22 protein-coding genes and 8 tRNA genes are annotated in these 26150 nt (G+C 61.7%); 5 read left to right on the top strand and 25 right to left on the bottom strand.

The genetic code is table 11. The features are described 5' to 3' along the window. Positions 1 to 17: 17 nt before the first annotated feature. Positions 18 to 1001: a ferrochelatase gene (hemH, locus tag R3F72_RS03950; protein WP_332778960.1), complete on the bottom strand. Its 984-nt coding sequence runs from the start codon at positions 999 to 1001 to the stop codon at positions 18 to 20. Between the two features lie 138 nt (positions 1002 to 1139). Here hemH and R3F72_RS03945 point away from each other — a divergent pair, with 138 nt between their 5' ends. Further along, a complete protein-coding gene (locus R3F72_RS03945) occupies positions 1140 to 1448 on the top strand; it encodes a hypothetical protein (RefSeq protein WP_087718256.1) in 309 nt (102 codons plus the stop codon). Between the two features lie 67 nt (positions 1449 to 1515). On the opposite strand, the gene R3F72_RS03940 is transcribed toward R3F72_RS03945, so the two are convergent. The 10 genes from R3F72_RS03940 to rnr form a co-directional block, all read right to left on the bottom strand. After that, entirely contained in the window at positions 1516 to 1818 is a 303-nt protein-coding gene (locus R3F72_RS03940) for a DUF6482 family protein (protein ID WP_071231353.1), read from the bottom strand. A 169-nt stretch (positions 1819 to 1987) separates the two neighbouring features. Continuing rightward, positions 1988 to 3760 carry a bifunctional diguanylate cyclase/phosphodiesterase gene (locus tag R3F72_RS03935; protein ID WP_179208836.1) on the bottom strand — a complete coding sequence of 591 codons (1773 nt, stop codon included), beginning with the start codon at positions 3758 to 3760 and terminating at the stop codon, positions 1988 to 1990. An 89-nt stretch (positions 3761 to 3849) separates the two neighbouring features. Then, positions 3850 to 4143 (bottom strand): hypothetical protein, encoded by a 294-nt coding sequence (locus tag R3F72_RS03930; RefSeq protein WP_332778959.1) that lies wholly within the window; start codon positions 4141 to 4143, stop codon positions 3850 to 3852. Positions 4144 to 4264: 121 nt separating this feature from the next. Next, positions 4265 to 5650: a replicative DNA helicase gene (gene dnaB / locus R3F72_RS03925; RefSeq protein WP_071231350.1), complete on the bottom strand. Its 1386-nt coding sequence runs from the start codon at positions 5648 to 5650 to the stop codon at positions 4265 to 4267. A gap of 176 nt (positions 5651 to 5826) precedes the next feature. Then, entirely contained in the window at positions 5827 to 6273 is a 447-nt protein-coding gene (gene rplI, locus R3F72_RS03920; RefSeq protein WP_303853497.1) for a 50S ribosomal protein L9, read from the bottom strand. Positions 6274 to 6289: 16 nt separating this feature from the next. Then, positions 6290 to 7141: a hypothetical protein gene (locus R3F72_RS03915; protein WP_303853495.1), complete on the bottom strand. Its 852-nt coding sequence runs from the start codon at positions 7139 to 7141 to the stop codon at positions 6290 to 6292. Between the two features lie 76 nt (positions 7142 to 7217). Beyond that, positions 7218 to 7445, bottom strand: a complete 228-nt coding sequence (gene rpsR / locus R3F72_RS03910) for a 30S ribosomal protein S18 (RefSeq protein ID WP_035472385.1) — start codon at positions 7443 to 7445, stop codon at positions 7218 to 7220. A 26-nt stretch (positions 7446 to 7471) separates the two neighbouring features. Continuing rightward, on the bottom strand, positions 7472 to 7891 hold the full coding sequence (gene rpsF, locus R3F72_RS03905; RefSeq protein ID WP_071231347.1) for a 30S ribosomal protein S6: 420 nt from the start codon (positions 7889 to 7891) through the stop codon (positions 7472 to 7474). Between the two features lie 267 nt (positions 7892 to 8158). Beyond that, positions 8159 to 8974, bottom strand: coding sequence for a 23S rRNA (guanosine(2251)-2'-O)-methyltransferase RlmB (gene rlmB, locus R3F72_RS03900; protein WP_087718334.1), 816 nt, complete (start codon positions 8972 to 8974; stop codon positions 8159 to 8161). A 52-nt stretch (positions 8975 to 9026) separates the two neighbouring features. After that, complete coding sequence (gene rnr / locus R3F72_RS03895; RefSeq protein ID WP_087718261.1) at positions 9027 to 11465, bottom strand: ribonuclease R; 2439 nt, start codon at positions 11463 to 11465, stop codon at positions 9027 to 9029. A gap of 270 nt (positions 11466 to 11735) precedes the next feature. On the opposite strand from rnr, the gene R3F72_RS03890 reads away from it, so the two are divergent. From R3F72_RS03890 to R3F72_RS03880, 3 genes are all read left to right on the top strand, one after another. Beyond that, positions 11736 to 11822: transfer RNA gene (locus R3F72_RS03890), tRNA-Leu, on the top strand. A gap of 66 nt (positions 11823 to 11888) precedes the next feature. Beyond that, positions 11889 to 11975, top strand: a tRNA-Leu gene (locus R3F72_RS03885). Positions 11976 to 12006: 31 nt separating this feature from the next. After that, positions 12007 to 12093 (top strand) — tRNA-Leu (locus tag R3F72_RS03880). A gap of 125 nt (positions 12094 to 12218) precedes the next feature. On the opposite strand, the gene R3F72_RS03875 is transcribed toward R3F72_RS03880, so the two are convergent. From R3F72_RS03875 to R3F72_RS03815, 13 genes are all read right to left on the bottom strand, one after another. Next, positions 12219 to 13073 carry a DNA/RNA non-specific endonuclease gene (locus tag R3F72_RS03875; RefSeq protein WP_332778958.1) on the bottom strand — a complete coding sequence of 285 codons (855 nt, stop codon included), beginning with the start codon at positions 13071 to 13073 and terminating at the stop codon, positions 12219 to 12221. Positions 13074 to 13079: 6 nt separating this feature from the next. Further along, positions 13080 to 13355, bottom strand: a complete 276-nt coding sequence (locus R3F72_RS03870) for an Lrp/AsnC family transcriptional regulator (RefSeq protein WP_071231344.1) — start codon at positions 13353 to 13355, stop codon at positions 13080 to 13082. Between the two features lie 107 nt (positions 13356 to 13462). Next, entirely contained in the window at positions 13463 to 15019 is a 1557-nt protein-coding gene (locus R3F72_RS03865) for a SpoVR family protein (protein ID WP_303853484.1), read from the bottom strand. A gap of 50 nt (positions 15020 to 15069) precedes the next feature. Beyond that, positions 15070 to 16353, bottom strand: a complete 1284-nt coding sequence (locus R3F72_RS03860; protein ID WP_332778957.1) for a YeaH/YhbH family protein — start codon at positions 16351 to 16353, stop codon at positions 15070 to 15072. 111 nt (positions 16354 to 16464) lie between these two features. Then, a complete protein-coding gene (locus tag R3F72_RS03855; RefSeq protein WP_332778956.1) occupies positions 16465 to 18387 on the bottom strand; it encodes a PrkA family serine protein kinase in 1923 nt (640 codons plus the stop codon). 332 nt (positions 18388 to 18719) lie between these two features. After that, positions 18720 to 19769 carry a threonine aldolase family protein gene (locus R3F72_RS03850; RefSeq protein ID WP_332778955.1) on the bottom strand — a complete coding sequence of 350 codons (1050 nt, stop codon included), beginning with the start codon at positions 19767 to 19769 and terminating at the stop codon, positions 18720 to 18722. Positions 19770 to 20030: 261 nt separating this feature from the next. After that, on the bottom strand, positions 20031 to 22043 hold the full coding sequence (locus tag R3F72_RS03845) for an NADPH-dependent 2,4-dienoyl-CoA reductase (RefSeq protein WP_332778954.1): 2013 nt from the start codon (positions 22041 to 22043) through the stop codon (positions 20031 to 20033). Positions 22044 to 22342: 299 nt separating this feature from the next. After that, positions 22343 to 22419: transfer RNA gene (locus R3F72_RS03840), tRNA-Asp, on the bottom strand. A 4-nt stretch (positions 22420 to 22423) separates the two neighbouring features. Continuing rightward, positions 22424 to 22500: transfer RNA gene (locus R3F72_RS03835), tRNA-Val, on the bottom strand. Between the two features lie 45 nt (positions 22501 to 22545). Then, positions 22546 to 22622 (bottom strand) — tRNA-Asp (locus R3F72_RS03830). 104 nt (positions 22623 to 22726) lie between these two features. Continuing rightward, positions 22727 to 22803, bottom strand: a tRNA-Asp gene (locus R3F72_RS03825). 80 nt (positions 22804 to 22883) lie between these two features. Beyond that, a tRNA-Val gene (locus R3F72_RS03820) sits at positions 22884 to 22959 on the bottom strand. Positions 22960 to 23036: 77 nt separating this feature from the next. Continuing rightward, positions 23037 to 23681, bottom strand: a complete 645-nt coding sequence (locus tag R3F72_RS03815) for an alpha/beta family hydrolase (RefSeq protein ID WP_332778953.1) — start codon at positions 23679 to 23681, stop codon at positions 23037 to 23039. A 368-nt stretch (positions 23682 to 24049) separates the two neighbouring features. On the opposite strand from R3F72_RS03815, the gene hpxO reads away from it, so the two are divergent. Further along, entirely contained in the window at positions 24050 to 25222 is a 1173-nt protein-coding gene (gene hpxO / locus R3F72_RS03810) for an FAD-dependent urate hydroxylase HpxO (RefSeq protein WP_332778952.1), read from the top strand. A 54-nt stretch (positions 25223 to 25276) separates the two neighbouring features. Here hpxO and ttcA read toward each other — a convergent pair whose 3' ends face one another. Further along, positions 25277 to 26131, bottom strand: coding sequence for a tRNA 2-thiocytidine(32) synthetase TtcA (ttcA, locus tag R3F72_RS03805; RefSeq protein ID WP_332778951.1), 855 nt, complete (start codon positions 26129 to 26131; stop codon positions 25277 to 25279). Positions 26132 to 26150 lie beyond the last annotated feature (19 nt).

Raw genomic sequence — 26150 nt, 5'->3', positions numbered from 1 at the left:
ATGGCGCGCCGGCGGCTTCACCAGCCGGCGGTGTGCTGTTCGACCAGCTTGGTCAGCAGGGTGACGTGCTCCGGGCGATCGTTGAGGGCGGGAATATAGCGATAGCGCCCGCCTCCGGCTTCCTGGAAGTAGTGACGATTCTCGGCATCGATCTCCTCGAGCGTCTCGAGACAGTCCGCCGCGAAGGCCGGGCTGATGACGTCGACACACTCGATCTTGTCCGCGCCCCATGCCTTCAGCGTCTCGTCGGTGTAGGGCTTGAGCCATTCTTCACGGCCGAAGCGCGACTGATAGCTCTGGAACCACTCGCCCTCGCCCAGTCCAAGCTCTTCCGCCAGCAGCCGGCTGGTCTTCTCGCAATGCCTGGCATAGGGATCGCCGTTGTCGACGTAGCGCTTGGGGATGCCGTGATAGGACATCAGCAGCCGGCCGCGGTCGCCGTTGGCCTCCCAGTGCTGGCGAACGCTGGCAGCGAGAGCCGAAATATAGTCGGGGTGATCATGATAATCGCGCACGAAGCGCAGCTCCGGCAGGTGCGGGCAAGGTTCCAGTGCCTTGGCCAGCCGCTGGAATACGGCAGCGGTAGTGGTGCGCGAGAACTGCGGATAGAGCGGTAGCACCACGATGCGATCTACGCCGGATTCCCGCAGCTTTAAGCCGGCCTCCTCCATGCTCGGCTTTCCATAGGTCATCGCCAGCTCGACCGGGATCGACTCGCCCGTCTGGCTCGCCAGACGCTCGCGCAGCGCTCGCTGCTGGCGGCGGCCGATCGCCAGCAATGGCGAGCCTTCCTCCTGCCATACCGACGCATAGGCCTTGGCGACCTTGGGCGGGCGGATGCGAAGAATGACGCCATGCAGAATCGGCCACCACAGCCAGCGCGGCGCATCGATAACCCGCGGATCGCCGAGGAACTCGCCAAGATACTGCCTTACGGCCTTGGGCGTGGGCGCCTCGGGCGTTCCCAGATTGACCAGCAGCACTCCGAAACGGGCCGCCATAAAACCACTCCTTTCCCTGCCGACTTTGGACGAAATTCTACCACTGCCGCGTGAACCGGCCCGATCATCTTATACGATCAATACCATGTGTATAAGTTATGGATAACCCATGGGCGCGTCCGCCCGCTGATATTGTCGATGATGCGCCACTTTGCCGATACCCTGCGCGACAAAGGGTATCAGGTTCATACAGCAGACCCGAAGACGATGGCAACCAGCAGCAATCTGCTCCAGAAAGCCGAGCGGCCGCCGTATCCGTATCGGAACGACATCACAAGCCAAGTTAACGTGCTGATCGAAGCGCACTTCGGCGATCGTTTCGGCATCCTGGACGGTTTCAACGGGGGCAGAGAAGCTGGAGAGGAACGAGGGGAAAGGCGTGGACGGCGAACTTCCCTCCGTGTCGAGGCAAGTCACTCTTCGACTCGCCGGAGGGAACTGAATTGATGAATGAAATGGTTGGCGAATGAAATGGATTGATGAATGACGTGTCGACTAGCCGACGCTTTCCGGATCAGAAGACCAGCGGCATTCGCGACAGCAGCGGATCGTGATAATGCGGCTCGTGGCCGACGATCTCGTCGTTGGCGACCTGTTGAACCAGGTAGGCACGATGGATGCCGGCCCGTTTCAATTCGCCGTAGACGTCCTCGAGCGAACGAAACAGCATCGGCTTGCCGCGCCGGGTCAAGGCCTGCGTGGCGCCATCCCCGGGCTCCAGCATGACCTGATAGTAGCGACTGCCGGCATGGGCGATGACCCGTATTTCGAAGTCTTCATGGTGTCGCTGATAGTGTTCAAGCTCCTTGAGCTCCATGGTTCCCTCCTGTGGGTTGAGTATGGAATCGTTACGGCAGGCCGGCACTCCTTGCCGAACCTTTGACTAGCCGCTTCCCGAATGCCGATGCAGAATCCGCCTCGGCCTTACCGGGACAATCGGCCAATTGAGCCTCATCTTTATTAAGACTATGTTGCACCACGAGAGTTCAGCGCGGGATTTCGTCGCTATTCGTGCGAACGGTCACGACAACGCGCCCGTTCTCGGCCCGCTTGGCCGCACCTTTGAAGCGGCTCCAGAGATCACCGAAATTGTCGATCCGCGCGGTGGGCGGTACCCGCAACGCCGTGATGGAAAGCCGGGTGATGGGGAAGAATCGCCATTGATCGAAGCGATCCTTGGCATGAAAGCCGCCCGCCTGCCGCTCCGATTCCGGCAGCAACTGCAGGCTCTCATCGCGAAAGCAGCGCTGGATCCGGCTCAGTTTCGACTGCAAGCCGCTATCGTCGTTGAGCAGAAGAATGAAGTCGTCGCCTCCGAGATGGCCCAGGAAGTCGTTCCGCCCCGCCGCATCGCTCAGCACTCTCGCCAGTGTCAGGATCATCTGGTCACCCATTGCGTAGCCGAAGCGATCGTTGAACGGCTTGAAATGGTCCAGATCGAGATAACAGGCAACGAAGGGACTTGCCTGGCTTCGATAATGTTCCAGCGCTGCACGGATCGGCCGATTCCCTGGAAGCTGAGTCAGCGGATTGGCCTGGCGGGCGATCTGGACCTGCTGTTCGGTAAAGAGCTGCAGAAGATTGATGACGTGTCCGATGCCGAGATAGCGCCCGCCATCGGTAATGATGAAGTCCTCGTCACGCATCGAGTCGTCGCGTCCGGTCACCTTGCGCGATACGCGCTCGAGCGGTTCCCCCGCCTCGACGCAGAGCGCCCCTCTCTGCATGATCTTGTCGATGGACTGGCGGCCGTAGAGATCGAAGCCGAAGCGGTTGCCGAGCAAGGCCATCAACTGCCGGCGGCCGAGCAACCCCACCGGCGTTCCCTGCTCGTCGACCACAGCCAGGGCATTGGCCTCAGGCAGACGGCTGAAGCGCTCCGCGGCCTCTCCGATGCTGAGCGTGGTCGTCAGTGCCGGCAAGGGTACGCACAGCCGGCGAATTTCCGTGGCTGCCGCTGCCGGACGACGCGATGCCGCCAGGGCGACCAGGCGCGACTCCAGTACGTCACGCGATCGCTGAGGCGCCGGTTCGGGACGAGCGAACAGCCACCCCTGGCAGTAGTCGGCCCCGAGTTCGAGCAGGGTATCGAGCTCTTCCTCTCGTTCGACGCCCTCGGCAACCACGCGGCTTCCCAGGCTGTGTGCGATGTCGATAATCGACCGCACGAAGCGCCTTTTCACGCGGTCGCGATCTACCCCAGCCACGAAGTGGCGATCAAGCTTGACGTAGTCGGGGTTGAGTTGTGACCAGAGCCTGAGCCCGGCGTAGCCGTCACCGAGATCGTCGAGCGCGATGGAGAACCCCATCGACTGATAATGCTCGGCGGCTTCGGCCATCAGTTCTGGATCGATGCCGGGAGACTGCTCGGTAATTTCGATGACGATCTGGGACGGTGTCAGGCCATGATCGGACAGCAATTGTAACGTCTGGCCGCTGATGTGGGCCGGGTCGATCAGCACTTCCGGACTGACATTGAGAAACAGCAGTTCACCCAGCCCCGTCTCGACCCAGCGCTCGAAGGCCCTCTCGCGACAGACCCGCTCCAGGGAAGCCAGCAGACCGCGGTCACGGGCCGTCTGGAACATTGCCAGCGGGCTGGAGAAGCGAGAGGTTCGCGGCCCGCGGGACAATGCCTCGTAAGCCAGCACCCGACCGGTGGCGACGGAGACGATAGGCTGAAAGTGCACGTTCAGATCGCGCTGGGCGATCAGGGCTTCGAGAGAGCCGGGGGCAAGAGAAACGGCGGATTGGTCCATGAACGCCATTGAGCCCCAAGGTCATGACAACATGGTGACACAAAACATTACATGGAAAGAACGCGCCGTTTCAGGGAAAGATCGACAGTCTACTGGTAAGCGGAAGGATCGATGGCCTTGCCTAGGGAGTTGCGGTCGATCCAATTTCCTGCCTTGGCTTCCTTGTAGCGAAACACGACCCGGTCACCGACGGCTACCGGCAATTCGGCGTCTTCCGTCTGGTAACTGTAGAGCTCGCCGTCGACGGTCAGCCAGTGACGATAGAGATCCGGCATGCCCAGCCACTCCTTGAACGGCCCTTCCCGTTCGAGCTTCTCCAGTTGGCCGCGCACTTCGATCTTGGGCACACGCTGACGACGACCTCGCTGAAAACCGCCTGCCATGGTTTGACTCCTTGATGTCTTTTCTACGTCGGCGCTGCCGACATGTTTCGGTTGTATCGAACTGGACGTATCGAACTGGACGTATCGCGAACTGGACGTATCGCGAACTGGACGTACCGACTTATTCGTAGTGCTGACCGTAACTATCCGGCGCCAGATCCTCGAAACGGGTGTACTTGCCAATGAATGCCATATGGACGGTACCGATCGGGCCGTTACGCTGCTTGCCGATAATCAGCTCCGCCAACCCCTTGTTGTCGGGATTGTCGGTATTGTAGACCTCGTCACGATAGACGAAGGCGATGACATCGGCATCCTGCTCGATGGCACCCGACTCACGCAGATCCGACATTACGGGCCGCTTGTTGGGACGCTGCTCCAGTGATCGGTTGAGCTGGGACAGCGACACCACCGGGCAGTTGAACTCCTTCGCGATGCCCTTCAGCGATCGCGAAATCTCGGAGATCTCTGCGGTACGATTCTCGGAAAGCCCCGGCACCTGCATCAGCTGCAGGTAGTCGATCATCACCAGACCGATATTGCCGTGCTCGCGAGCGATTCGGCGCACGCGGGAGCGCAATTCATTGGGAGAAAGCGCCGGAGTGTCGTCGATGAACAGCTGGCGATCCTTGAGCAGGTTGACCGCCGAAGTCAACCGCGGCCAGTCCTCGTCCTCGAGCTGGCCGGTTCGGACGCGTGTCTGATCGATCCTGCCCAGGGAAGAGAGCATGCGCAGCATCAACGACTCGGCAGGCATCTCCATCGAGAAAACGATGACCGGCTTGTCATTGGAGACAACGGCATGTTCGACCAGATTCATGGCGAACGTCGTCTTGCCCATCGACGGGCGCCCGGCGATGATCACCAGGTCCGACGGCTGCAGACCCGATGTCATGTCGTCCAGATCGCGGAACCCGGTAGAGATCCCGGTCATCTGGCCCTTCATGTTGAACAGCTCGTCGATCCGATCGACGGCCTTGGTCAGCAGCTGGCTCATGCCGATGGGGCCACCGAACTTGGGCCGGGACTCGCTGATCTGGAATACCAGCCGTTCGGCTTCGTTGACCAGCTCGTCCGGCAGCCGCCCTTCCGGCGAATAGGCGCTGTCGGCGATCTGGCGCGAGGCCTGGATCAGCTTGCGCAACGTCGCCCGCTCGCGAACGATATCGGCATAGGCGCGGATATTGCTTGCAGAGGGCGTATTGCGTGCCAGTTCCGCCAGATAGGCGAGCCCGCCTACGCTTTCGAGCTGATCCCGGCGTTCGAGCGCTTCCGACAGGGTCACGACATCGAGCGGATGTGCGCTCTCGGCCAGCTCCGCCATCGCATTGAACGTCAACCGGTGCTCATGGCGGTAGAAGTCGTCTGCCACCAGACGCTCCGACACCGTATCCCAGCTGCTGTTGTCGAGCATCAGCCCGCCCAGTACCGACTGCTCCGCCTCGAGCGAGTGCGGCGGTACCTTCAGCTGCGCGGTTTCCTGATCGTTGTCGACGCGTTGGTTCATGCTTGGCGTTCACCTATGTCATCTTGCGCTGAATGATCGCGCGCTGGACAAGCGGGAGTGGTCTGGCGCCCATTCTACCCAGTCGTTCGTCGCCTGCCGATCACGAAAAAGGCACGTAGGGCGGTAAGCCCTACGTGCCTTGAGCCAGACGTCACATCGGCGATAGAAGTCGAGCTTTACTCGGCCACGACCACGACGCGAACGCTGGAAGTGACTTCGGCGTGCAGCTGCAGCGCGATGTCGTATTCACCGGTCTGGCGAATCGGACCTTCCGGCATGCGCACTTCGCTCTTGGCGACTTCGATACCGGCCTGTGCCATGGCTTCGGCCAGGTCACGCGGGCCGATGGAGCCGAACAGCTTGCCTTCTTCACCCGCCTTGGCGACCAGAGACAGCTCGATCTCGGCGAGCTGAGCGGCGCGTGTTTCGGCCTGGGCCTTGCGCTCGGCAGCCTGGGCTTCGAGCTCGGCACGCTGTGCTTCGAACGCTTCGACGTTGTCTTTGGTTGCCGGTACGGCCAGGCCGTAAGGAACCAGGTAATTACGGCCGTAACCGGGCTTGACGGTGACCTTGTCACCCAGATAGCCCAGCTTGCCGATGTTATCGAGCAGAATGACTTCCATTCTCGTGAACCTCTCGTCAATCACTGCGTGTCAGGCGGCCGCGAAAATCCGCGAAGGTATCTACCAACGCCAACAGCAGTACAATCAGAATCGTGGGCCAGGTGGTCAACAGCAAGGCATAGAAGCCTACCAGCCAGAACCCGCTCATTCCCTTCAAACCGATAAACCCATGTACCAGCGCCACACCGGCGACCAGTAACGGCACCCAGGCCAGCAGGCTGGCAGCGGGGACGGCCAGCACTACCCCCAGCCCCATCAGCGCGACCAGTAGCAGAAGCTGCTTTCGCGAAAGCCTCAGTGCGTGAAACTCCTCGCGAAACCCGCCGGGATTGTAGAGCCCGGCCTGCCAACTGCGGGCCAGTGCCAGGCAGGCAATTCCGGCGAGCAATACCACCAAGCCGGTCGCTCCGCCGATCACCAGCGCTGCCATCATTTCGGTATCGACGCCCTGCGCCGATAACTGATCCAGCATGCGTCCGACCTCTGACGAGCTTTGGCGCAGCTCCGCCAGCAGCGATTCGGTACCACCCGCGGGGAGGAAGATCCCCAACTGGACCATCGCCATACAGACCACGCTGCCGACGATCAGGGCTTCCGTCCAGCGCATGCGCGATCGCAGTACCGTCGCCATCAGCGTCACCAGCAGAATGCTGGCCAGCGGAACCGCGTCGCCCTGTACCCACCACCAGCCGGCGGGCAGCGCCGCTGCGATCAGTACCGGTGCTGCGGTCGTCATGCCTCGGCGCAAAGTGACGAGTCCCACCACGGCAGCGCTGAACCAGAATAACCAAGGCACCAGCGCTGTCAGTGCGGCTGCCGCAACGGCCTGCGGCGTACCGCGCATGATCCAACGGGCCAGTACCAGCATGATGCCTCGCTGTGGTTTACCGAAACCTGGGTTTACCGAAACTCAGGTTTACCGATCAAGGATACCGAATCAGGGTTTACTGGTGGCTGTCGGAGTACGGCAGCAGCGCCAGGTAACGCGCCCGCTTGATAGCGGTGGACAGCTGACGCTGGTAGCGTGCCTGGGTACCCGTAATGCGGCTCGGAACGATCTTGCCGGTTTCGGTGACGTAGGCCTTCAGCGTATCGATGTCTTTGTAGTCGATGTACTTCACGCCTTCGGCGGTGAAGCGGCAGAACTTACGGCGACGGAAAAAACGTGCCATGAGAGTCTCTCCTTAGCGAAATCGGATCAGTTGGTTTCTGCGGCAGTTTCGGAACGCTCGGGGCGCTCAGAACGCTCACGATCGCCACGCTCGGAGGACTTGTCGTCACGGCGACGGCTCTTTTCTTCAGCCGGCTTCATCATCGGCGAGGCTTCGGTCACGGCCTCTTTGCTGCGCACGATCATGCTGCGGATGATGGCATCGTTGAAGCGGAAGATGTTCTCGATCTCGTCGAGGGTCTCGCCGCTGCATTCGATGTTCATCAGCACGTAATGTGCCTTGTGGATCTTGTTGATCGGGTAAGCCAGGTGACGGCGACCCCAGTCTTCGAGACGATGCACGGTACCGCCGTTTTCGGTGACGAGGCTGGTGTAGCGCTCGACCATGGCCGGAACCTGCTCGCTCTGGTCCGGATGGACCATGAACACGATTTCATAATGACGCATGTTAGCTCCTTTCGGTTTGGCAGCTTCCGCGCGGTGCCGATCATCAAGAGATGGCTACCACGAGAAGCAAGGAGTCGATACCGGATTGCGGTACTCGACCGCATCTACATCCGAATATTCAGACCAATTGGCGCTCTATCCCGGCGCTTCCGAGCCATCAGGCAAGCCTGGCGAATCGGATATACCCCGGAACGGAGCCGCATTCCATGAGCATAGCCTGCCCATAGAACCGCGCAATTGTAGAGACAGGGGCCACCGGGTGCAAGCTCAACCGGCGGCAACGAGCCCGCGCTGGCGGACGGCTTCGAACAGGCAAATCCCGGTGGCAACCGAAACGTTGAGGCTGGAAACCCCGCCCTGCATCGGCAGCTTGACCAGCCCATCGCAGGCTTCGCGAGTCAAGCGGCGCAGGCCCTTGCCTTCCGCGCCCATTACCAGCGCGCAGGGCACGGTGAAATCGGCATCATAGACGAGCGCATCGGCCTCGCCGGCGGTGCCGGTGATCCAGACGCCCTGCTGCTTGAGCTTCTCCATGCAGCGCGCCAGGTTGGTGACCTGAAACACCGGAACGAGTTCGGCCGCGCCACAGGCCACCTTGCGTACGGTGGCGTTCAGCGGTGCGGACTTGTCCTTGGGCACGATCACGCCATTGACACCGGCAGCATCGGCACTACGCAGGCAAGCGCCCAGGTTGTGCGGGTCCGTGACGCCATCGAGGATCAGTAGCAGCAGGGGCTTGTCCGCCAGCCACTGCTCGAGGCGCCACCACAAGGTAGTTTCGCTTTCCGCGACCAGCGGTTCGCAGAATCCGATCACGCCCTGGTGGGAGGCCTGGTTGGAAATCCCGTCCAGTGTTTCTCGCCCCACTCGTTTCAAATCACAGCCCGCCGCATGAGCCAGCTGCAGCAGGGCTTCCAGACGGTGCTCGGCGTGCCCTTGCTGAATCCACAGCACCCTGGGCGGCTGCCCCCGCTCGAACAACGCCCGAACGGCATGCACTCCGTAGACCGGCTCCAGCCCGTCTGGCGTGCGGGGACAATCCCCCGTTCTGGCCGATTGGCGCCGGTTCGCTGAACGGCTCATGGCATCACCCACCTTGACCCGCCTGGCACCACGCCTACAACGATCAACGCGTTCATCGCTTGCCTCGACGCTGGCGCGGACCGCGAGACCGGCGCTTGGGCGCACCGCCCTCTTCGTTGCCGGTAGAGGCACCCTGACGCTCGCGCTTGCCGGGGCGATTCTTGCCTGATGACTTCTTGGCCGGCGCAGCGCTGTCATTGGCTTCTGCACCGGGCTTATGACTACGTGGCGTACGGTGATGACGCGGCGTCGCATCGGCCAGATCGAAATCGATCTTGCGGTCGTCGAGATCCACACGCGCCACGCGAACGGTCACTCCATCGCCCAGACGATAGGCAACGCCACTGCGCTCGCCCTTGAGGCGGTGTTTCTCGGCTTCGTAGTGGTAGTAGTCGGATGGCAGGGAAGTGACATGCACCAGCCCTTCCACGTAGACGTCGTCGAGACGCACGAAGATCCCGAACTGCGTCACCGAGGCGATCGTGCCTTCGTAGACCTCGCCAACCTTGTCCGAGAGGAACTCGCACTTCAGCCAGTCGGTCACGTCGCGGGTCGCCTCGTCGGCACGGCGCTCGGTCATCGAGCAGTGCTCGCCCAGCTCGATCATCTGCTCGAAGGTGTACGGGCACCAGGTGGAGGGTTTTTCCACCGGCGCCCCCTCGGCACGCAGCACGGTCTGCGTCTGGCGCGGCCCTCGAATGACGGAGCGGATCGCACGATGGACCAGCAGATCCGGATAGCGGCGGATCGGCGAGGTGAAATGTGCGTACGCCTGATAGGCGAGACCGAAGTGCCCATCGTTCTGCGGCGAATAGACGGCCTGGCTCATCGAGCGCAGCATTACGGTCTGGATGATATCGAAGTCCGGGCGACCCTGAATCGCCTCTCGCAGCGCCTGATAATCCTTGGGTGTCGGCTCATCGCCACCACCCAAGGTCAGGCCCAGCTCGCCCAGGAACACGCGCAGGTTCTCCAGCCGCTCCGAGGCTGGCGACTGGTGAACACGATAGAGCGCGGGCAGGTCATGCTTGTCGAGGAAGCGCGCCGTGGCCACGTTGGCGGCCAGCATGCACTCCTCGATCAGCTTGTGGGCGTCGTTGCGGCTGCGCGGGACGATCTTTTCGATCTTGCGCTCGTCGTTGAAGACGATCTGCGTTTCGGTGGTATCGAAGTCGATGGCGCCACGCACTTCCCGCGCCTTGCGCAGCACCTGGTAGAGCGCGTGCAAATTCTCGAGCGAAGGCACCAGCTCGCGATACTGCTCGCGTAGCGCCGTTCCCTCTTCGCCATCCGGCTCCTCCAGCATGGTGCCGACCTGGTTGTAGGTCAGTCGCGCATGAGACTGGATCACCGCCTCGTAGAACTTGTAGCGGCTGATCGTTCCGTTCTGCGAGATGTTCATTTCGCAGACCATGGTCAGGCGATCGACGTGCGGATTGAGCGAACAGAGCCCATTGGAGAGCAGCTCCGGCAGCATCGGCACGACCTGACCAGGGAAGTAGACCGAGTTGCCGCGAATATGGGCCTCGTTATCCAGCGCACTGCCGCCACGGACGTAATGGGAAACATCGGCAATCGCCACGACCAGTTTCCAGCTCCCGGATTTCGTCTTCCAGGCACAGACGGCGTCGTCGAAATCCTTGGCGTCTTCGCCGTCGATGGTCACCAACGGCATCTCGCGCAGATCGATGCGCGCCACCTTGTCCTCTTCCTTCACTTCGGCCGACATGCCAGCGATCTGATGTTCCACTTCCGGCGGAAACTCTGCCGGGATATCGTGGGAACGAATCGCGATATCGATCTCGAGACCGGGGTCCATCCTCTCCCCCAGGATCTCCACCACCTCGCCGACCGGCTGCTTGCGGGTTTCCGGCTGCTGGGTGATACGCACCGACACGATCTGGCCGTCTCTTGCGCCACCGCTGACGCTGTGCGGGATGATCACTTCCTGGCTGATGCGGGAGTTCTCCGGTATCAACACGGCGAATTCCGAGGTGTTCTGACGGAACACGCCGACCAGCGTCTGGGTATTGCGCGCCAGCACTTCGGCTATGGTGCCTTCGGCGCGACCACGACGATCCCGACCGCTGATGCGCGCCAGCACCACATCGCCATCGAAGACGCGGCGCATCTGACGCGGCGGCAACACCAGGTCAGGCTTGACGCCATCGTGGCGAATCAGAAAGCCCATCCCATCCCGGTGGCCCTGCACCCGGCCCTTGATCAGGTCGAGCTTGTCGATCAGGGCATAGGCGCCCTTGCGGTCCCTGAGGATCTGACCGTCGCGTTCCATGGCGGCCAGGCGCCGACGCACGGCTTCCAGCTGGTTCTCGTCCTCGAGCCCCAGCATGGCGCTCATGTTTTCGTGCGTAATCGGCTTGCCGTACTCCTCCAGACGCGACAGCAGATATTCGCGACTGGGCACGGGGTTATCGTATTTCTGGGTTTCGCGAGCCGCGTGCGGATCGTCGTTCAACGTCCAATGAGTCATGCAACCATCATCCTTGCGTTGAGCCAGCGGGGCCTGATTTGTAGAGAATAGTCACGCGGCGGGCGGCCTGGGCCGTTCGATTTTTTGGGATTCATGCCCCAAGTATAGCGGCCACGCCTGTTCGACCCAACCATGCACTGTCCAATGTGACCAATTGCCCGTGCCGCGGCGCGCATCGCCGCACCGCAAGACCATGACCGAGCGGGATATATCAACGCGCATGAGATGCTTGCATTCGGACACAGAGTCGGTATTATGCATCGCGCCTTGGCCCAGATGGCGGAATTGGTAGACGCGCTAGCTTCAGGTGCTAGTGTCCTTACGGACGTGGAGGTTCAAGTCCTCTTCTGGGCACCATCGCTTACGGCGATGGCGCTTTCGGGAATGAGAATTCACGAAAGCCATGCATTCAAGGCCGGATAAGCCCGGATGGCGGAATTGGTAGACGCGCTAGCTTCAGGTGCTAGTGTCCTTACGGACGTGGAGGTTCAAGTCCTCTTCCGGGCACCATCCAGACTGCAGTATCAGATTTGCATGACATGCCCAGGTGGCGGAATTGGTAGACGCGCTAGCTTCAGGTGCTAGTGTCCTTACGGACGTGGAGGTTCAAGTCCTCTCCTGGGCACCATGTGTCATGTCATTGTTTCCTCGCAGTCCTCTTCTCTCTGCTATTCCTGCATCTCCCGTTTTCGAAGCATTGCCTGCTTCCATCGCACGCTCAATACCAAGATTCAGGGCCGACGTCCACGGACGTTACTGATAACGCCCCGGACGTGTCGAAACGGCTTCCAGCCCCCAACCGGCAGTTTCCACGTACCCTTCCATCTGACGCTCGATGGAATCGGGCAGTTGCGGAAAGAAATCGAGCCCGGTATGCGCCTCGATCTCATCGACAGTGACCAGAAAGCGAGCCAGCGGCTCGTTGCCGCTGACGTCCTGGGGCATGAGAAATGCCAGCGCCCGCGGCGTCTGACCGGGAACGACCAGTATCTTGTAGAAGCCCACGGGGACCTGGGTAAAGCCCACCCGATGCAGTAGCTGATCGTCGAAGACCGGTCCGGTGACGACCCACACGCGGCCGAAGCGCGGCACGAAGTCATCGATGACGGCCTCCTCCAGGCGTTGCCAAAGCTGCCGATTGAGCTTGGGCCGTTGCGGGGTGATGTTGGTCATCAGGAAACTGGCCAGCTGCGCATCGCGGCCGTGAACGACCGACATCGCATAATTCGGCGCCAGATGCCCCCGGTCGTAGCCGCTATGGGTGTAGTCGTCGCTGCCGATCGGCCACAGGCTACGCCAGTCGGGCTCGAAGCGATCGGGCCGCGGCTGACTGCGGGGGCTATCGACCCGGTTCAGCACGTAGCCCACCCACAATGCTTCGCCCCGCACGTCCGACCACCCGACCAGGAAGCCGTCGTTGCGCAGCACTCGGTTCCAGCTCCGCCAGTCGTTCCACTGCCACTCCGGCACGCCCATCCAACTGAGCCGATCACGGACATCACCTTCCTGCCAGTACCACAGCCCGCTGATGACGACGACAAAAACGAGCCCGATTCGGGACGAGCGAGCCAGCTGCCCCAGCAGCCCTCGCCTGCGACGACGCGCCACCGGGACTTAGAGACCGACGGAGAACATGGCGTCGAGATCGTGGCGCGAATGCACCTGCATGGCATTGAGCGTCTCGGTGTCGCGAATCCCCTCGACGCTCATCAAGCGCTCGGTCACCAGCGTGGCCAGAGACTCGAAATCCCGCGTGCGGGCGATGGCGATCAGGTCATAGCGACCGCAGGTCGAATAGACTTCGCTGATTCCTTCCAGGTCGGCCAGCTGTTCGGCGACACCGCGAATCCGGCCCTTTTCGACATTGATCAGAATGACGGCGTTCTGCATTTCCCTCTCCCACCGAATCAGGCCCGCAACCGGCAGACCCATAACCAGAATGATAGCGATCGGGCGAGTATATCAGCTCTGCGACGGGACATGCCGCACGGGCGTATTCACGCCGATTCTCGCGTCGGCTCGGGAATCGGCCATTGGTAGCGACGCACGATATCGTCCCCTTCCGTCGATTCGAGCTTGATGGGAAATCCCCACAACTGGTGCAGATAGCGCATGACCGGAAACAGGCTCTGCCCCAGCGGACGGCGTCGATCCTGCACATGGCGCAGCGTCAGCGAACGATCACCGCGAATGTCGGCTTCCCAGACCTGGATGTTGGGCTCCCGAGCGGATAACGCGTACTGCACGCTCAACGCCTCGCGGATCCGGCGATAGCCGCGGTCGTCGTGAATCGCCTCGATCTGGAGACTGTCGTCGCGATCGTCATCGACCAGGCTGAACAGCTTGAGATCGCGAATCACCTTGGGCGACAGGAACTGCTGAATGAACGATTCGTCCTTGAAGTTCTGCATCGCGAAATGCAGCGTCTCCAGCCAGTCGCTGCCGGCGATGTCCGGGAACCACTCGCGGTCCTCGTCGGTCGGTGCCCGGCAGATGCGCTGGATATCGCTGAACATCGCGAACCCCAGTGCGTAGGGATTGATACCGTTGAAATAAGGGCTGTCGAAACCCGGCTGAGTGACGACCGAGGTATGCGACTGCAGGAACTCGAGCATGATGCCCTCGTCGATCAACCCGTCGTCATACAGGCGGTTCATCAGGGTGTAGTGCCAGAACGTCGCCCAGCCTTCGTTCATCACCTGGGTCTGACGCTGCGGATAGAAATACTGGGCAAGCTTACGCACGATACGCACGATCTCGCGCTGCCATGGCTCCAGCAGCGGTGCATTCTTTTCGAGGAAATAGAGCAGGTTCTCCTGCGGTTCGCTGGGATAGCGGCCATGACGATGCAGCCCCAGCGGGTCGTTCTCGTGATCGTGCAGCGGCTCCTGGGCCAGCTCGCTCACCACCGGCGGAATCGTGCTCCAGAGTCGATTGACCTGCGTCTGCAGATACGCCTCCCGCTCCTCCTGGCGGCGCGCCTCTTCACCGGCCGAAATCGGAGAGGGTCGCTTGTAGCGATCGACGCCGTAGTTCTGCAGGGCGTGGCAGGCATCGAGAAGCTGCTCGACGGCCTCGACCCCGTGACGCTCTTCGCACTTGGCGACATAGCTGCGTGCAAAGACCAGGTAATCGACGATCGCCGAAGCATCGGTCCAGGTTCGAAACAGGTAATTGCCCTTGAAGAACGAGTTGTGCCCGTAGCAGGCATGCGCGATGACCAACACCTGCATCATCAGCGAATTCTCTTCCATCAGATAAGCGATGCAGGGGTCGGAATTGATCACCAGCTCATAGGCCAGCCCCATCTGGCCGCGACGGTAGGCCTGCTCCACTGACAGGAACTGTTTGCCGAACGACCAGTGATGGTAGCCGATCGGCATGCCCACGCTGGCGTAGGCATCCATCATCTGCTCGGAGGTGATGATCTCTATCTGGTTGGGATAGGTATCCAACCGATACTCCCTGGCCAACTCGGCGATGGCACGCTCGTAGGTCTCGAGCGCCTCGAAGTTCCAATCCGAACCGGTGGCTATGGGCTTGCGTCGCGTCATCGTGGTTTCCTCGCTGCGTCCGTCCCGTCCTGCTGCCTGCGACATCGATGTCAGCCTTGCGCACGCTGACGAAAGAGCTCGCGAAAGACCGGATAGATATCTTCCGCCTGAACGATCTGCTGCATGGCGAAGCGCTCGGGATAGGCCGCCCGCACCGTGTCGTAAGCCTCCCACAGCGCCTGGTGGGCGTGAGGCGTGATCTCCACATAGGTGAAGTACTGCAACTTGCGCATCAACGACTCGTTAAGCAGCTCGAGGCAGTTCGACGAATCGTCATCCCAGTTGTCGCCATCACTGGCCTGCGCCACGTAGAGGTTCCACTGCTCGGGCGCGTAGCGCGCCTCGATGATGCTGTTGACCAGCGTCAGAGCACTGGAGACGATCGTGCCGCCGGTCTCACGTGAATAGAAGAACTCCTCTTCGTCGACCTCCTTGGCCACGGTATGGTGACGCACGAACACCAGCTCGACCTTCTCGTAATTGCGTTCGAGAAACAGATAGAGCAGCAGGAAGAAGCGCTTGCCGATATCCTTGTGCGCCTGGGTCATCGAGCCGGAGACGTCCATGATGCAGAACATCACGGCCTGGTTCGACGGCATGGGCTGATGGGTGAGGTGGTTGTAGCGCAGGTCGTAGGTATCCAGAAACGGAATCGACGCAATCCGCTTCTCCAGCCTGGCAATCTCGGATTTCAGCTCATCGATACGCGCCGGATTGCGCAATACCGGATCCTTGCGCTCTTCGGTGTCGAGCGCCTCCTGGGCCTCGCGCAGTGCCCGTTTCAATGGCGCCCGCATGCCGATACGCCGGGCCTGGGCCTCGCGCATCGAACGCACGATATTGATGCGCGCCGGCACGCCCTCCTTGGAGATGCCAGCCCTTACCGGCCGGGTCTCCTCCAGAACCTGCAGCTGCTTGCGCTCCAGATGCGGCAGCTCCAGGCCATCGAAAACGAAATCGAGAAACTCTTCTCGTGACAGCGAGAACACGAACTCGTCCATGCCCTCGCCCTGATTCCCTGCCTGCCCTTCGCCACTGCCGCCACCACCGCCTCCGCCCCCAGGACGGCGCAACCGATCCCCCTCGGCAAACTCCTTGTTTCCCGGACTCACTACCGTACGCCGACCACCCGGCCCATGTTGAAACGAGGGTTCGGAGATATCCTTGGTGGGAATCGAGACCTTTTCGCCGCGCTCCATATCGGTGATCGAGCGCCGATTCACCGACTCTTCCACGGCGCGCTTGATGTGGGAACGATAGCGCTGCAAGAACCGCTGACGATTGACCGCACTCTTGTGGCGTGCGTTGGGGCGTCGATCGATGAAGTAACTCATGGCACCTCCCGCAGACCGGCTGCGATAGTGGCCATCCGAGAATGGCCGCTGCCTCGGGGAGCGCGGCCCGACTCGCAGCCGCCGCTCCTGCTGACATCAACTAACCACGTGCTAGTGCGACTTGCGCACCCGCAGATACCACTCGGAGAGCAGGCGCACCTGCTTTTCGGTATAGCCGCGCTGCACCATGCGATCGACGAAATCCTCGTGCTTGCGCTGATCCGACGCCGATGCCTTGGCATTGAACGAGATGACCGGCAGCAACTCTTCGGTATTGGCGAACATCTTGTGCTCGATCACGCCGCGGAGCTTCTCGTAGGACTGCCAGCTCGGGTTCATGCCGTTGTTGTGAGCGCGCGCGCGCAGCACGAAATTGACGACCTCGTGGCGGAAGTCCTTGGGATTGGAGATCCCGGCGGGCTTCTCGATCTTCTCGAGATCCTCGTTGAGCGATTGCCGGTCGAACAGCTCGCCCGTTTCCGGATCGCGATACTCCTGATCCTGGATCCAGAAGTCGGCGTAGGTCACGTAGCGGTCGAAGATGTTCTGGCCGTACTCGGTATAGGACTCGAGATACGCAGTCTGGATCTCCTTGCCGATGAAATCGACGTAGCGCGGCGCCAGGTACTCCTTGATAAACCGCAGGTAGCGCTCGTGGACCTCCTTGGGCAACTGTTCGCGTTCCAGCGCCTGCTCCAGCACGTAAAGCAGGTGTACCGGATTGGCGGCGATCTCGTGGGCATCGAAGTTGAACACCTTAGAGAGGATCTTGAAGGCGAAACGGGTGGAGAGTCCGTTCATGCCTTCATCGACCCCGGCCGCGTCGCGATACTCCTGGATCGACTTGGCCTTGGGGTCGGTATCCTTCAGGTTCTCGCCATCGTAGACCCGCATCTTGGAGTAGATGCTCGAGTTTTCCGGCTCCTTGAGCCGCGACAGCACCGAAAACTGCGCCAGCATGCGCAGCGTATCCGGCGCGCAGGGGGCTTCGTTGAGCGACGAATGCTCCAGCAGCTTCTGATAGATCTTGATCTCTTCGGAAACGCGCAGGCAATAAGGCACCTTGACGATATAGACGCGGTCGAGAAATGCCTCGTTGTTGCGATTGTTGCGGAACTGCTGCCACTCGCTCTCGTTGGAGTGGGCCATGATGATGCCATCGAACGGAATCGCCCCCATGCCCTCGGTGGGGTTGTAGTTCCCCTCCTGCGTGGCCGTGAGCAGCGGATGCAGCACCTTGATCGGCGCCTTGAACATCTCGACGAACTCCATCAGCCCCTGGTTGGCCTTGCACAGGCCGCCGGAGAAGCTGTAGGCATCCGGGTCGTCCTGGGAATAGAGCTCCAACTGACGGATATCGACCTTGCCCACCAATGACGAGATATCCTGGTTGTTCTCGTCGCCAGGCTCGGTCTTGGACACCGCAATCTGATTGAGTCGCGACGGATGCAGACGCACCACGCGGAACTGCGACAGATCCCCGCCGAACTCCTTGAGGCGCTTGGCCGCCCAGGGCGACATCGGCCCCCGCAGGTGGCGCTGGGGAATGTTGTATTCCTTCTCGAGCAGCTCGCCATCTTCCTCAGGCGAGAACAGCCCGAGCGGCGATTCGTAGACCGGCGAATCCTTGATCGCATAGAACGGTACGCGCTCCATGAGCAGCTTCAGGCGTTCGGCCAGCGACGACTTGCCGCCACCGACCGGGCCCAGCAGGTAGAGAATCTGCTTGCGCTCCTCCAACCCCTGAGCGGCATGACGGAAATAGGAGACGATCTGCTCGATCGCCTCTTCCATGCCGTAGAACTCGGCAAAGGCGGGATAGCGGCGAATGACCTTGTTGGAGAAAATACGGGAAAGGCGAGGATCCTTGGCCGTGTCGATCGCTTCCGGTTCCCCGATGGCACTCAGCATCCGCTCGGCGGCGTTGGCGTAGACACGGGGATCTTTCCGGCACAGCTCTAGATATTCCTGCAGGCTCATTTCTTCCTGTTGAACCTGTTCGTAACGGCTCTGCACGTGATCGAAGATGCTCATGGAAGCCTCCTGGTCATGACCCCCAACCGCACAGGACGGATGCCCTGCCAGCCGGGCTAGCTGACTAACAGCATAGACAGACATAGACAGATGCACGAAGCGTCGGACAGACCCGTTTCGCGAGCCTTTTCAACGCAGCGTCGGAACACACGCTTTAGAACACGCTACCACGATCCGGTTTCGATGCACGGGGAATTTTGCGCCGACAAAACGCACTGCGTCGCGCGATTTCCGGTAACTCATAGAAAAATCACGACAAAATTCGTTCGCGAATCGAGCAAGGAGAAAAAGGCGAGAAAACCGGCGCCCGAGACCTCAGGGCGCCGGATGCATCAGGGCGCGTCGAAAGCGGCCCGGGCGTCGGCCAGCAATTGATCGAGCAGCTCGGAAGTGGTGTTCCAGGAGCAGACGAACCGCGCACCGCCAGCGCCGATGAAGGTATAAAAGGTCCAGCCCTTGGCGCGCAATTGCGAAATGACCGGCTCGGGCAAACTGACGAAGACGCTGTTGGCCTGCGTCGGAAACATCAGCGAAGCACCGGGTAGCGCGGCCAACCCCTCGGCGAGATAACGCGCCATGGCATTGGCATGGTCGGCATTGCTTCTCCAGGCGCCGGATTCCAGCAGCCCCAGCCAAGGTGCGGCGATGAAGCGCATCTTGGAAGCCAGCTGACCCGCCTGCTTGCAGCGGTAGGGAAAATCCTCGGCCAGTTCCTTGTTGAAGAACAGAATCGCCTCGCCCATCGGCAAGCCGTTCTTGGTGCCGGAGAAACAGAGCACGTCGACCCCGGCCTGCCAGGTCAGCTCGGCCGGAGACGCCCCCAAGGCACTGCAGGCGTTGGCGAAACGGGCGCCGTCCATATGGACACGCAGATCATACTTGTCCGCGACGGTGCGGATCGCCAACAGCTCCTCGCGGGAATAGACCGTGCCCACCTCGGTGGCCTGGGTGATCGAGACGACCCGCGGCTTGGGATAGTGAATGTCGTTACGCTTCACCACCAGCCGCTCGATGCCTTCGGGCGTCAGCTTGCCATCTTCACCGGGGCTGGTCAGCAGTTTGGAGCCGTTGGAAAAGAACTCCGGGCCGCCGCACTCGTCGGTCTCGATGTGGGCCAGCTCGTGACAGATTACGCTGTGATAGCTCTGCCCCAGCGCCGCTAGCGACAGCGAGTTGGCGGCCGTGCCATTGAAGACGAAGAAGACGTCACAGTCGTAATCGAAAAGCTCGCGAAAACGATCCGCAGCGCGATGGGTCCAGGCATCATTGCCGTAAGCGAGATCATCGCTGGCATTGGCCCGAATCAGGTAATCGAGGGCTTCCGGGCAAATGCCGGAGGTGTTATCGCTCGCCAGATAGCGAGGGCTACAATCGGATGTCATCTGGGGGTCCTTGTACGATCCCTCCATCGAGAAAAAGCGACCAAGGCCGATCACGGCACGAGAGTCTGCGTTTTCTGAGGGTCAGGCATGGCGGTCGCGAGACACGGCAGCCTGAATAACAAAGCTCGACCCGGGGAGCGACGGGGTCGCCGTCGCACGGCTCGCGCTCACTGGTGAAATTCCAGTCTAACACCTGTCTTCGACGCCCGGCAGCGCACGAGCACTCGCCACTCACGCTGACTCAACGCAACCGGTCGCAGCTCATAGACTCGCCGCCAGCCGCACGCCCTGATCGATGGCACGCTTGGCATCGAGCTCAGCAGCCAGATCGGCGCCACCGATTCGATGAGCCCTCACGCCGCTTGCGACCAGCGCCTCATGAAGTGCCTGCTGCGACTCCTGACCGGCACAGATCACGATATTGTCGACTGCCAGCAACCTGGTCTCCCCGTTGACGCTGACATGCAATCCATCATCGTCAATATGCTGATAGACGCAGCCCGACAACGTTTCGACCCGGCGCGCCCGCAGCGCGGCACGATGAACCCAGCCGGTCGTCACGCCAAGCCCCTCGCCCGGCTTGCCGGCCTTGCGCTGCAGCAGCGTGATCTGGCGCGGCACCGCTGGCGGCACCCGCGGCTTCAGCCCGCCAGCGGTGGCCACCGATAGATCAACGCCCCATTCGTCGCACCAGCGCTCGACGTCCTCGGCGGGCGAGTCCGCATGGGCCAGCAGTTCCGCCACATCGAAACCGATCCCGCCGGCACCGATGATCGCCACTCGTCGCCCCACTCGCTCGGGATGCCGGATCGCCACGGGATAGGGAAGCACGCTGGGGTGATCGATGCCTTCGATCTCGAGCTCGCGAGGCTTGACGCCGGTAGCGATGACAACCTCGTCGAAGCCCCGCAACTGCTGAACATCGGCCTGGGTATCGAGACACAATTCCACGCCGCGCAGCATCAGTTGGGTGGTGAAATAGCGCAACGTCTCGGCGAACTCCTCCTTTCCCGGGATGCGCTGCGCCAGCCGGAACTGGCCGCCAACCTTTGAATCACGCTCGAACAGCGTCACCCGATGCCCGCGCTCGGCGCAGGCAACGGCGGCAGCCAGCCCGGCCGGGCCGGCTCCCACCACGGCGATCCGTCTGGGCGTATCGGTCGGCGTCAACGTCAGTTCGGTTTCATGACAAGCGCGCGGATTGACCAGACAGGAGGTCAGCTTGCCCTTGAAGGTGTGATCGAGACAGGCCTGATTGCAGGCGATGCAGGTGTTGATCTCGTCGACCCGGCCTTGCTCGGCCTTGCTCACCCATGCCGGATCGGCCAGGAAGGGACGCGCCATCGACACCAGATCGGCATGCCCCTCGGCCAGCACCGCCTCCGCCACCGCCGGCATGTTGATACGATTGGTCGCGATCAGCGGTATCGAAATCGCCTCGCGCACCGCCCGGCTGACAGGAACGAACGCCGCACGCGGCACGCTGGTGACAATGGTCGGCACTCGTGCCTCGTGCCAGCCGATGCCGCTGTTGATCATGTCCGCCCCGGCGCCTTCTATCGCCTGCGCCAGCGCCACGATCTCCTCGCGGGTGCTGCCCTCCTCGACCAGATCGATCATCGACAGTCGAAAGATCAGCAGGAAATCCGTGCCGCAGGCTTCGCGAACCCGACGCACGATCTCGATCGCGAAACGCTGGCGTCCCGCGCTATCGCCACCCCAGGCGTCATCGCGATGGTTGGTACGGCGACAAAGGAACTGATTGATCAGGTAACCTTCCGAACCCATGATCTCGACGCCGTCGTACCCGGCGGCCTGGGCCAGCCTGGCGCAGCGGACGAAGTCGTCGATCTGCCGCTCGACCTCGTCGCCATTCAGCGCGCGTGGCGTGAAGCGATTGATCGGCGCGGCGATCGCCGAGGGCGCGACCAGATCCGGCGAATAGGCATAGCGGCCCGCATGCAGTATCTGCAGGCAGATATGAGCGCCGTGGGCGTGCACCGCTTCCACGACGGGGCGATGCCGCTCGGCCTCGACACCATCGGTGAGCTTGGCGGCGTCCTGGAAGACCGCCCCTTCCGCGTTGGGCGCGATGCCGCCGGTGACGATCAAGCCGACGCCATGACGCGCCCGTTCCGCATAGAACGCCGCCAGACGCTCGAAGCCGTTCGACGCTTCTTCCAGGTTGGTATGCATCGACCCCATCACCACGCGATTGCGCAGTGTCAACGAGCCGACTTGCAGAGGGCGAAATAGATGGGAGAAACGCGTCACGGTCGGATCCACTCATGTCGGGGCGCTTACCGCCGATAGCGGCTTTCAAACGCACGTATGAACATCAGTGTAACGAAAACACCGACGGGAACCATTCCACCAAAGCGGTATCAGGGTGCGGCCGAGGATGAGCAGCGCAGGGACGAACGGAACAAGACAGATCGATAAAATGCCAGCGAGGCTGGGGCGCGAAGACTATCGAATGGCGTGAAAACCATCGAATGGCGAGCGTGTCGGCCTGAAGGTATCGCGACAGCAGAGAATAACAGCGAGGAGATAATCGGAGCAGAAGACGTCGATGGCGGACCGGACGGGACTCGAACCCGCGACCTCCGGCGTGACAGGCCGGCATTCTAACCAGCTGAACTACCGGTCCGCTGTGGTGGGTGGTACAGGACTCGAACCTGTGACCCCCAGCATGTGAGGCTGGTGCTCTAACCAGCTGAGCTAACCACCCAGACGTCAAACAATTCGATACAACAAACACTAGCAGTGCGAAGCGTGGCGGACCGGACGAGACTCGAACTCGCGACCTCCGGCGTGACAGGCCGGCATTCTAACCAACTGAACTACCGGTCCACTCGATGTATCAGAGGCTTGAGTCGAAACACAGACCAACGATACCAACTACGCGACTAGCGGGTGACATAGCATGCCTTGCGACGTGCCGATGTCGGTGGAAATGGCGGACCGGACGAGACTCGAACTCGCGACCTCCGGCGTGACAGGCCGGCATTCTAACCAACTGAACTACCGGTCCGCATTTTCCAACTGCTTCTTGCCACTCTTTCTTGCAACTACGACTTGCAACACGTGAACCCGAGCACTACGAAAACGTAATGGTGGGTGGTACAGGGTTCGAACCTGTGACCCCCAGCTTGTAAGGCTGGTGCTCTCCCAGCTGAGCTAACCACCCGTGGTCACGTGGCGCTGCATTCTACCTGTGACCGGTCGAAAGTCAACAGCTTTTCACACCACTATTTTCCATCCGGATCATTCACTTGCGCCCAGCCGGCGTGATACGTGGCCGACAGCCTCATCGATCAATGTCGACTGCGTCCGCGCGTGGCGTTTGGGCGGCTTCCAATCGTGGTCTCCGCCATCCAGGAAGTGGCACTCCGTCTGTGCCGGTAAATCGTATCCTTCGACCTCGTCGCGTCGCCCGAACGGGTCGCGCGTCCCCTGAAGCAACAGCAGCGGACACCGAATCTCCGGCCAGTGATCGAGTCGCAAACGCGCAGGCTTGCCGGGGGGATGAAACGGGTAGCCACACAGGACCAGCCCCGCCATCTCGACTTGCGTGGCCAGCAGGCTCGCGACCCTGCCTCCCATGGACTTGCCGCCGAACCACAGCGGTGTCTCGCCATCCAGCGCCTGCAACGCCCGATGCCATTCGGAAAGCTCCGCCACCAGTCTTTCGATCCTGGGCGGCGGCCGGCGCTTGCCCGCCTGGCGCATGGTCGCCATGTAGCCGAACTCCAGCGCCACGACCTGAATGCCGCACGCGGCCAACTGCTGGCGCAATCGGGTCAGAAACGGGGAATCGTGCCCGGCCCCGGCCCCGTGACAGAGAATCAGGCGCGCATGCCTCGCCTGGCCTTCGACGACGAATCCACCCAGGGCGGTCTCATGGTTCACGCCGTCGCCCGCTGCCAGCGCTGCACGTAATGTTTCGCTATCCTGCGTCTCGAATGGTGGAACTGCGGCCGCTCCGGTCATCGTGCCCCCTTGTCGATCGGTTCCGGCAGATCATGCCGCTTCGGCCGGTGCCAGCGAGGAATCGGTGAGGCCTCGCGGCAAGCCCGACGATGCCCCAGCATTCCCATGCGGCCTCTTTTTTGCGTAGGATGACAAAACTTGATCGATCGGTCAGATTTTCTGGCCATGCGCATTTCGCATGACAGGTTTGTCAGGATATGTCGCTCAACGACGCATTCCCTGATGATGACAAGCCAACGACAACAAACCGACGACCACAAGCCAACGACAACAACCAGGACATTCCCATGACGCTGAACGTTCTCGTCATCGGCGCCGGCATGGGCGGGCTCACCGCCGCCCTGGCGCTCCAGCAGGCAGGCCACCAGGTCGAGGTCATCGACCGCGTCGCCGAGCTTCGCCCGGTGGGCGCGGCCATCTCGGTCTGGTCCAACGGCGTCAAGGTGCTCAAGGCCCTGGGGTTGGGCGATGCCGTCGAGCAGGCCAGCGGACGCATGAACGACATGGCCTATCTCACCAAGGACGGCCAGCCCCTGACCCATTTCAGCCTGCAGCCGCTCTACGACCAGGTGGGACAGCGTGCCTGCCCCATTGCGCGGGCGGCGCTCCAGCAGTTGCTGCTGGATGCCGTGGGGCCGGACAACGTCACGCTCGGCCTGGCCTGCACCGATTACCGCTGCGATGACAGCGGCGTGGAAGCCACCTTTGACGACGGTTCGACGCGCCGGGCCGACCTGATCGTGATCGCCGACGGCACGCACTCCCGATTGCGCGAACGGGCGCTCGGCCATGCCGTGGAGCGTCGCTACTGCGGCTACGTCAACTGGAACGTGCGGGTCGCCGCCACGCCCGATCTCGCCCCGCTCGACCGATGGGTGCAGTACGTCGGCGACCATCAGCGCGTCTCGATGATGCCGATGAGCGGCGAAGGCGCCTCGCCCGAGTTCTACTGCTTCTTCGACGTCCCGCTGCCCGCCGGCACGCCCAACGACCCCGCCAGCTATCGTGACGAGCTCGCACGGCATTTCGCCGGCTGGGCACCGCCGGTTCAGCGGCTGATCGAACGCATCGACCCTGCCGCGATGGCTCGCGTGGAGATTCACGACATCGAACCCCTGGAGACGTTGATCGGCGAACGTGCCGCCATTCTCGGCGACGCGGCGCACGGCATGGCACCGGATCTGGGCCAGGGGGGCTGTCAGGCGATGGAAGACGCGTGGGTGCTGGCTCGCGCACTCGATGATGCCGATAGCGACATTTCCGCCGCCCTGCAAGCCTACGACCGTGCCCGCGTCCAGCGGGTCGGCAGTATCGTCACGCGCGCACGCCAGCGTGCCGACACGACCCATGGCGCCGATCCCGCCAAGACACGCGCCTGGTACGCCGAACTGGCCGAAGAGGACGGCACCCGCATCATGGGCGGAATGAGCAAGACGATACTTGGTGGCCCGCTGGCATGAATGCACAAGGCCCGCCGGAGATCACCTCCGGCGGGCCTTGTGGGCGCCGTTCACTCAGGCTTCGCGGGCGAGCAGATCGAAGGTATCGATCCGCGTCTCCTGCATCTGACGCTGCTTCGCCTCCAGCCCCGCGAAATCGAACAGGTCGCGATCCGCAAGCTGCGAGGGTGCGACGTTGGTCACCGCCTTGAACATGGTCTCGAGCCGCCCGGGATGCTTGACCTCCCACTCCGCCAGCATCTCCTTGACCACCTGGCGCTGCAGGTTGGGCTGCGAGCCGCACAGGTTGCAGGGAATGATCGGGAACGCCATCTGGCGCGCGAACTCGGCGATATCGGCCTCTCGGCAGTAGGCCAGCGGACGGATGACGATGTTCTTGCCATTGTCCGACAGCAGCTTGGGCGGCATCGCCTTGAGCGAACCGCCGAAGAACATGTTGAGGAACAGCGTCTCCAGGATGTCCTCGCGGTGGTGCCCGAGCGCCACCTTGGTCGCCCCGATCTCCTCGGCGAAGCCGTAGAGCGAGCCGCGACGCAGCCGCGAACAGAGCGCACAGGTGGTCTTGCCCTCCGGCGTCTTTTCCTTGACCACCGAATAGGTATCGCGCTCGAGGATGTGATAGTTCACCCCCTTGGCATCCAGATACTCGGGCAGCACGTGTTCGGGGAAGCCCGGCTGCTTCTGATCGAGATTGACCGCGACCAGTTCGAAATTGACCGGCGCGTTACGCTGCAGATTCATCAGAATCTCCAGCATGGTGTAGGAGTCCTTGCCGCCGGAAAGGCACACCATCACCTTGTCGCCTTCGTGGATCATCCCGTAATCGATGATCGCGTTGCCGACCTGACGGCGAAGGCGCTTCTGCAGCTTGTTGAACTCGTACTTCTGGGTAACGGTAGATGCTTGCATGGGTCGAACGACACATATG

The organism is Salinicola sp. 4072 (genome assembly GCF_036663415.1).
Lineage (GTDB): Bacteria > Pseudomonadota > Gammaproteobacteria > Pseudomonadales > Halomonadaceae > Salinicola > Salinicola salarius_A.
Note: the sequence above shows the minus strand (reverse complement) of the source record. Positions and strands in the feature narration are given on the sequence as shown.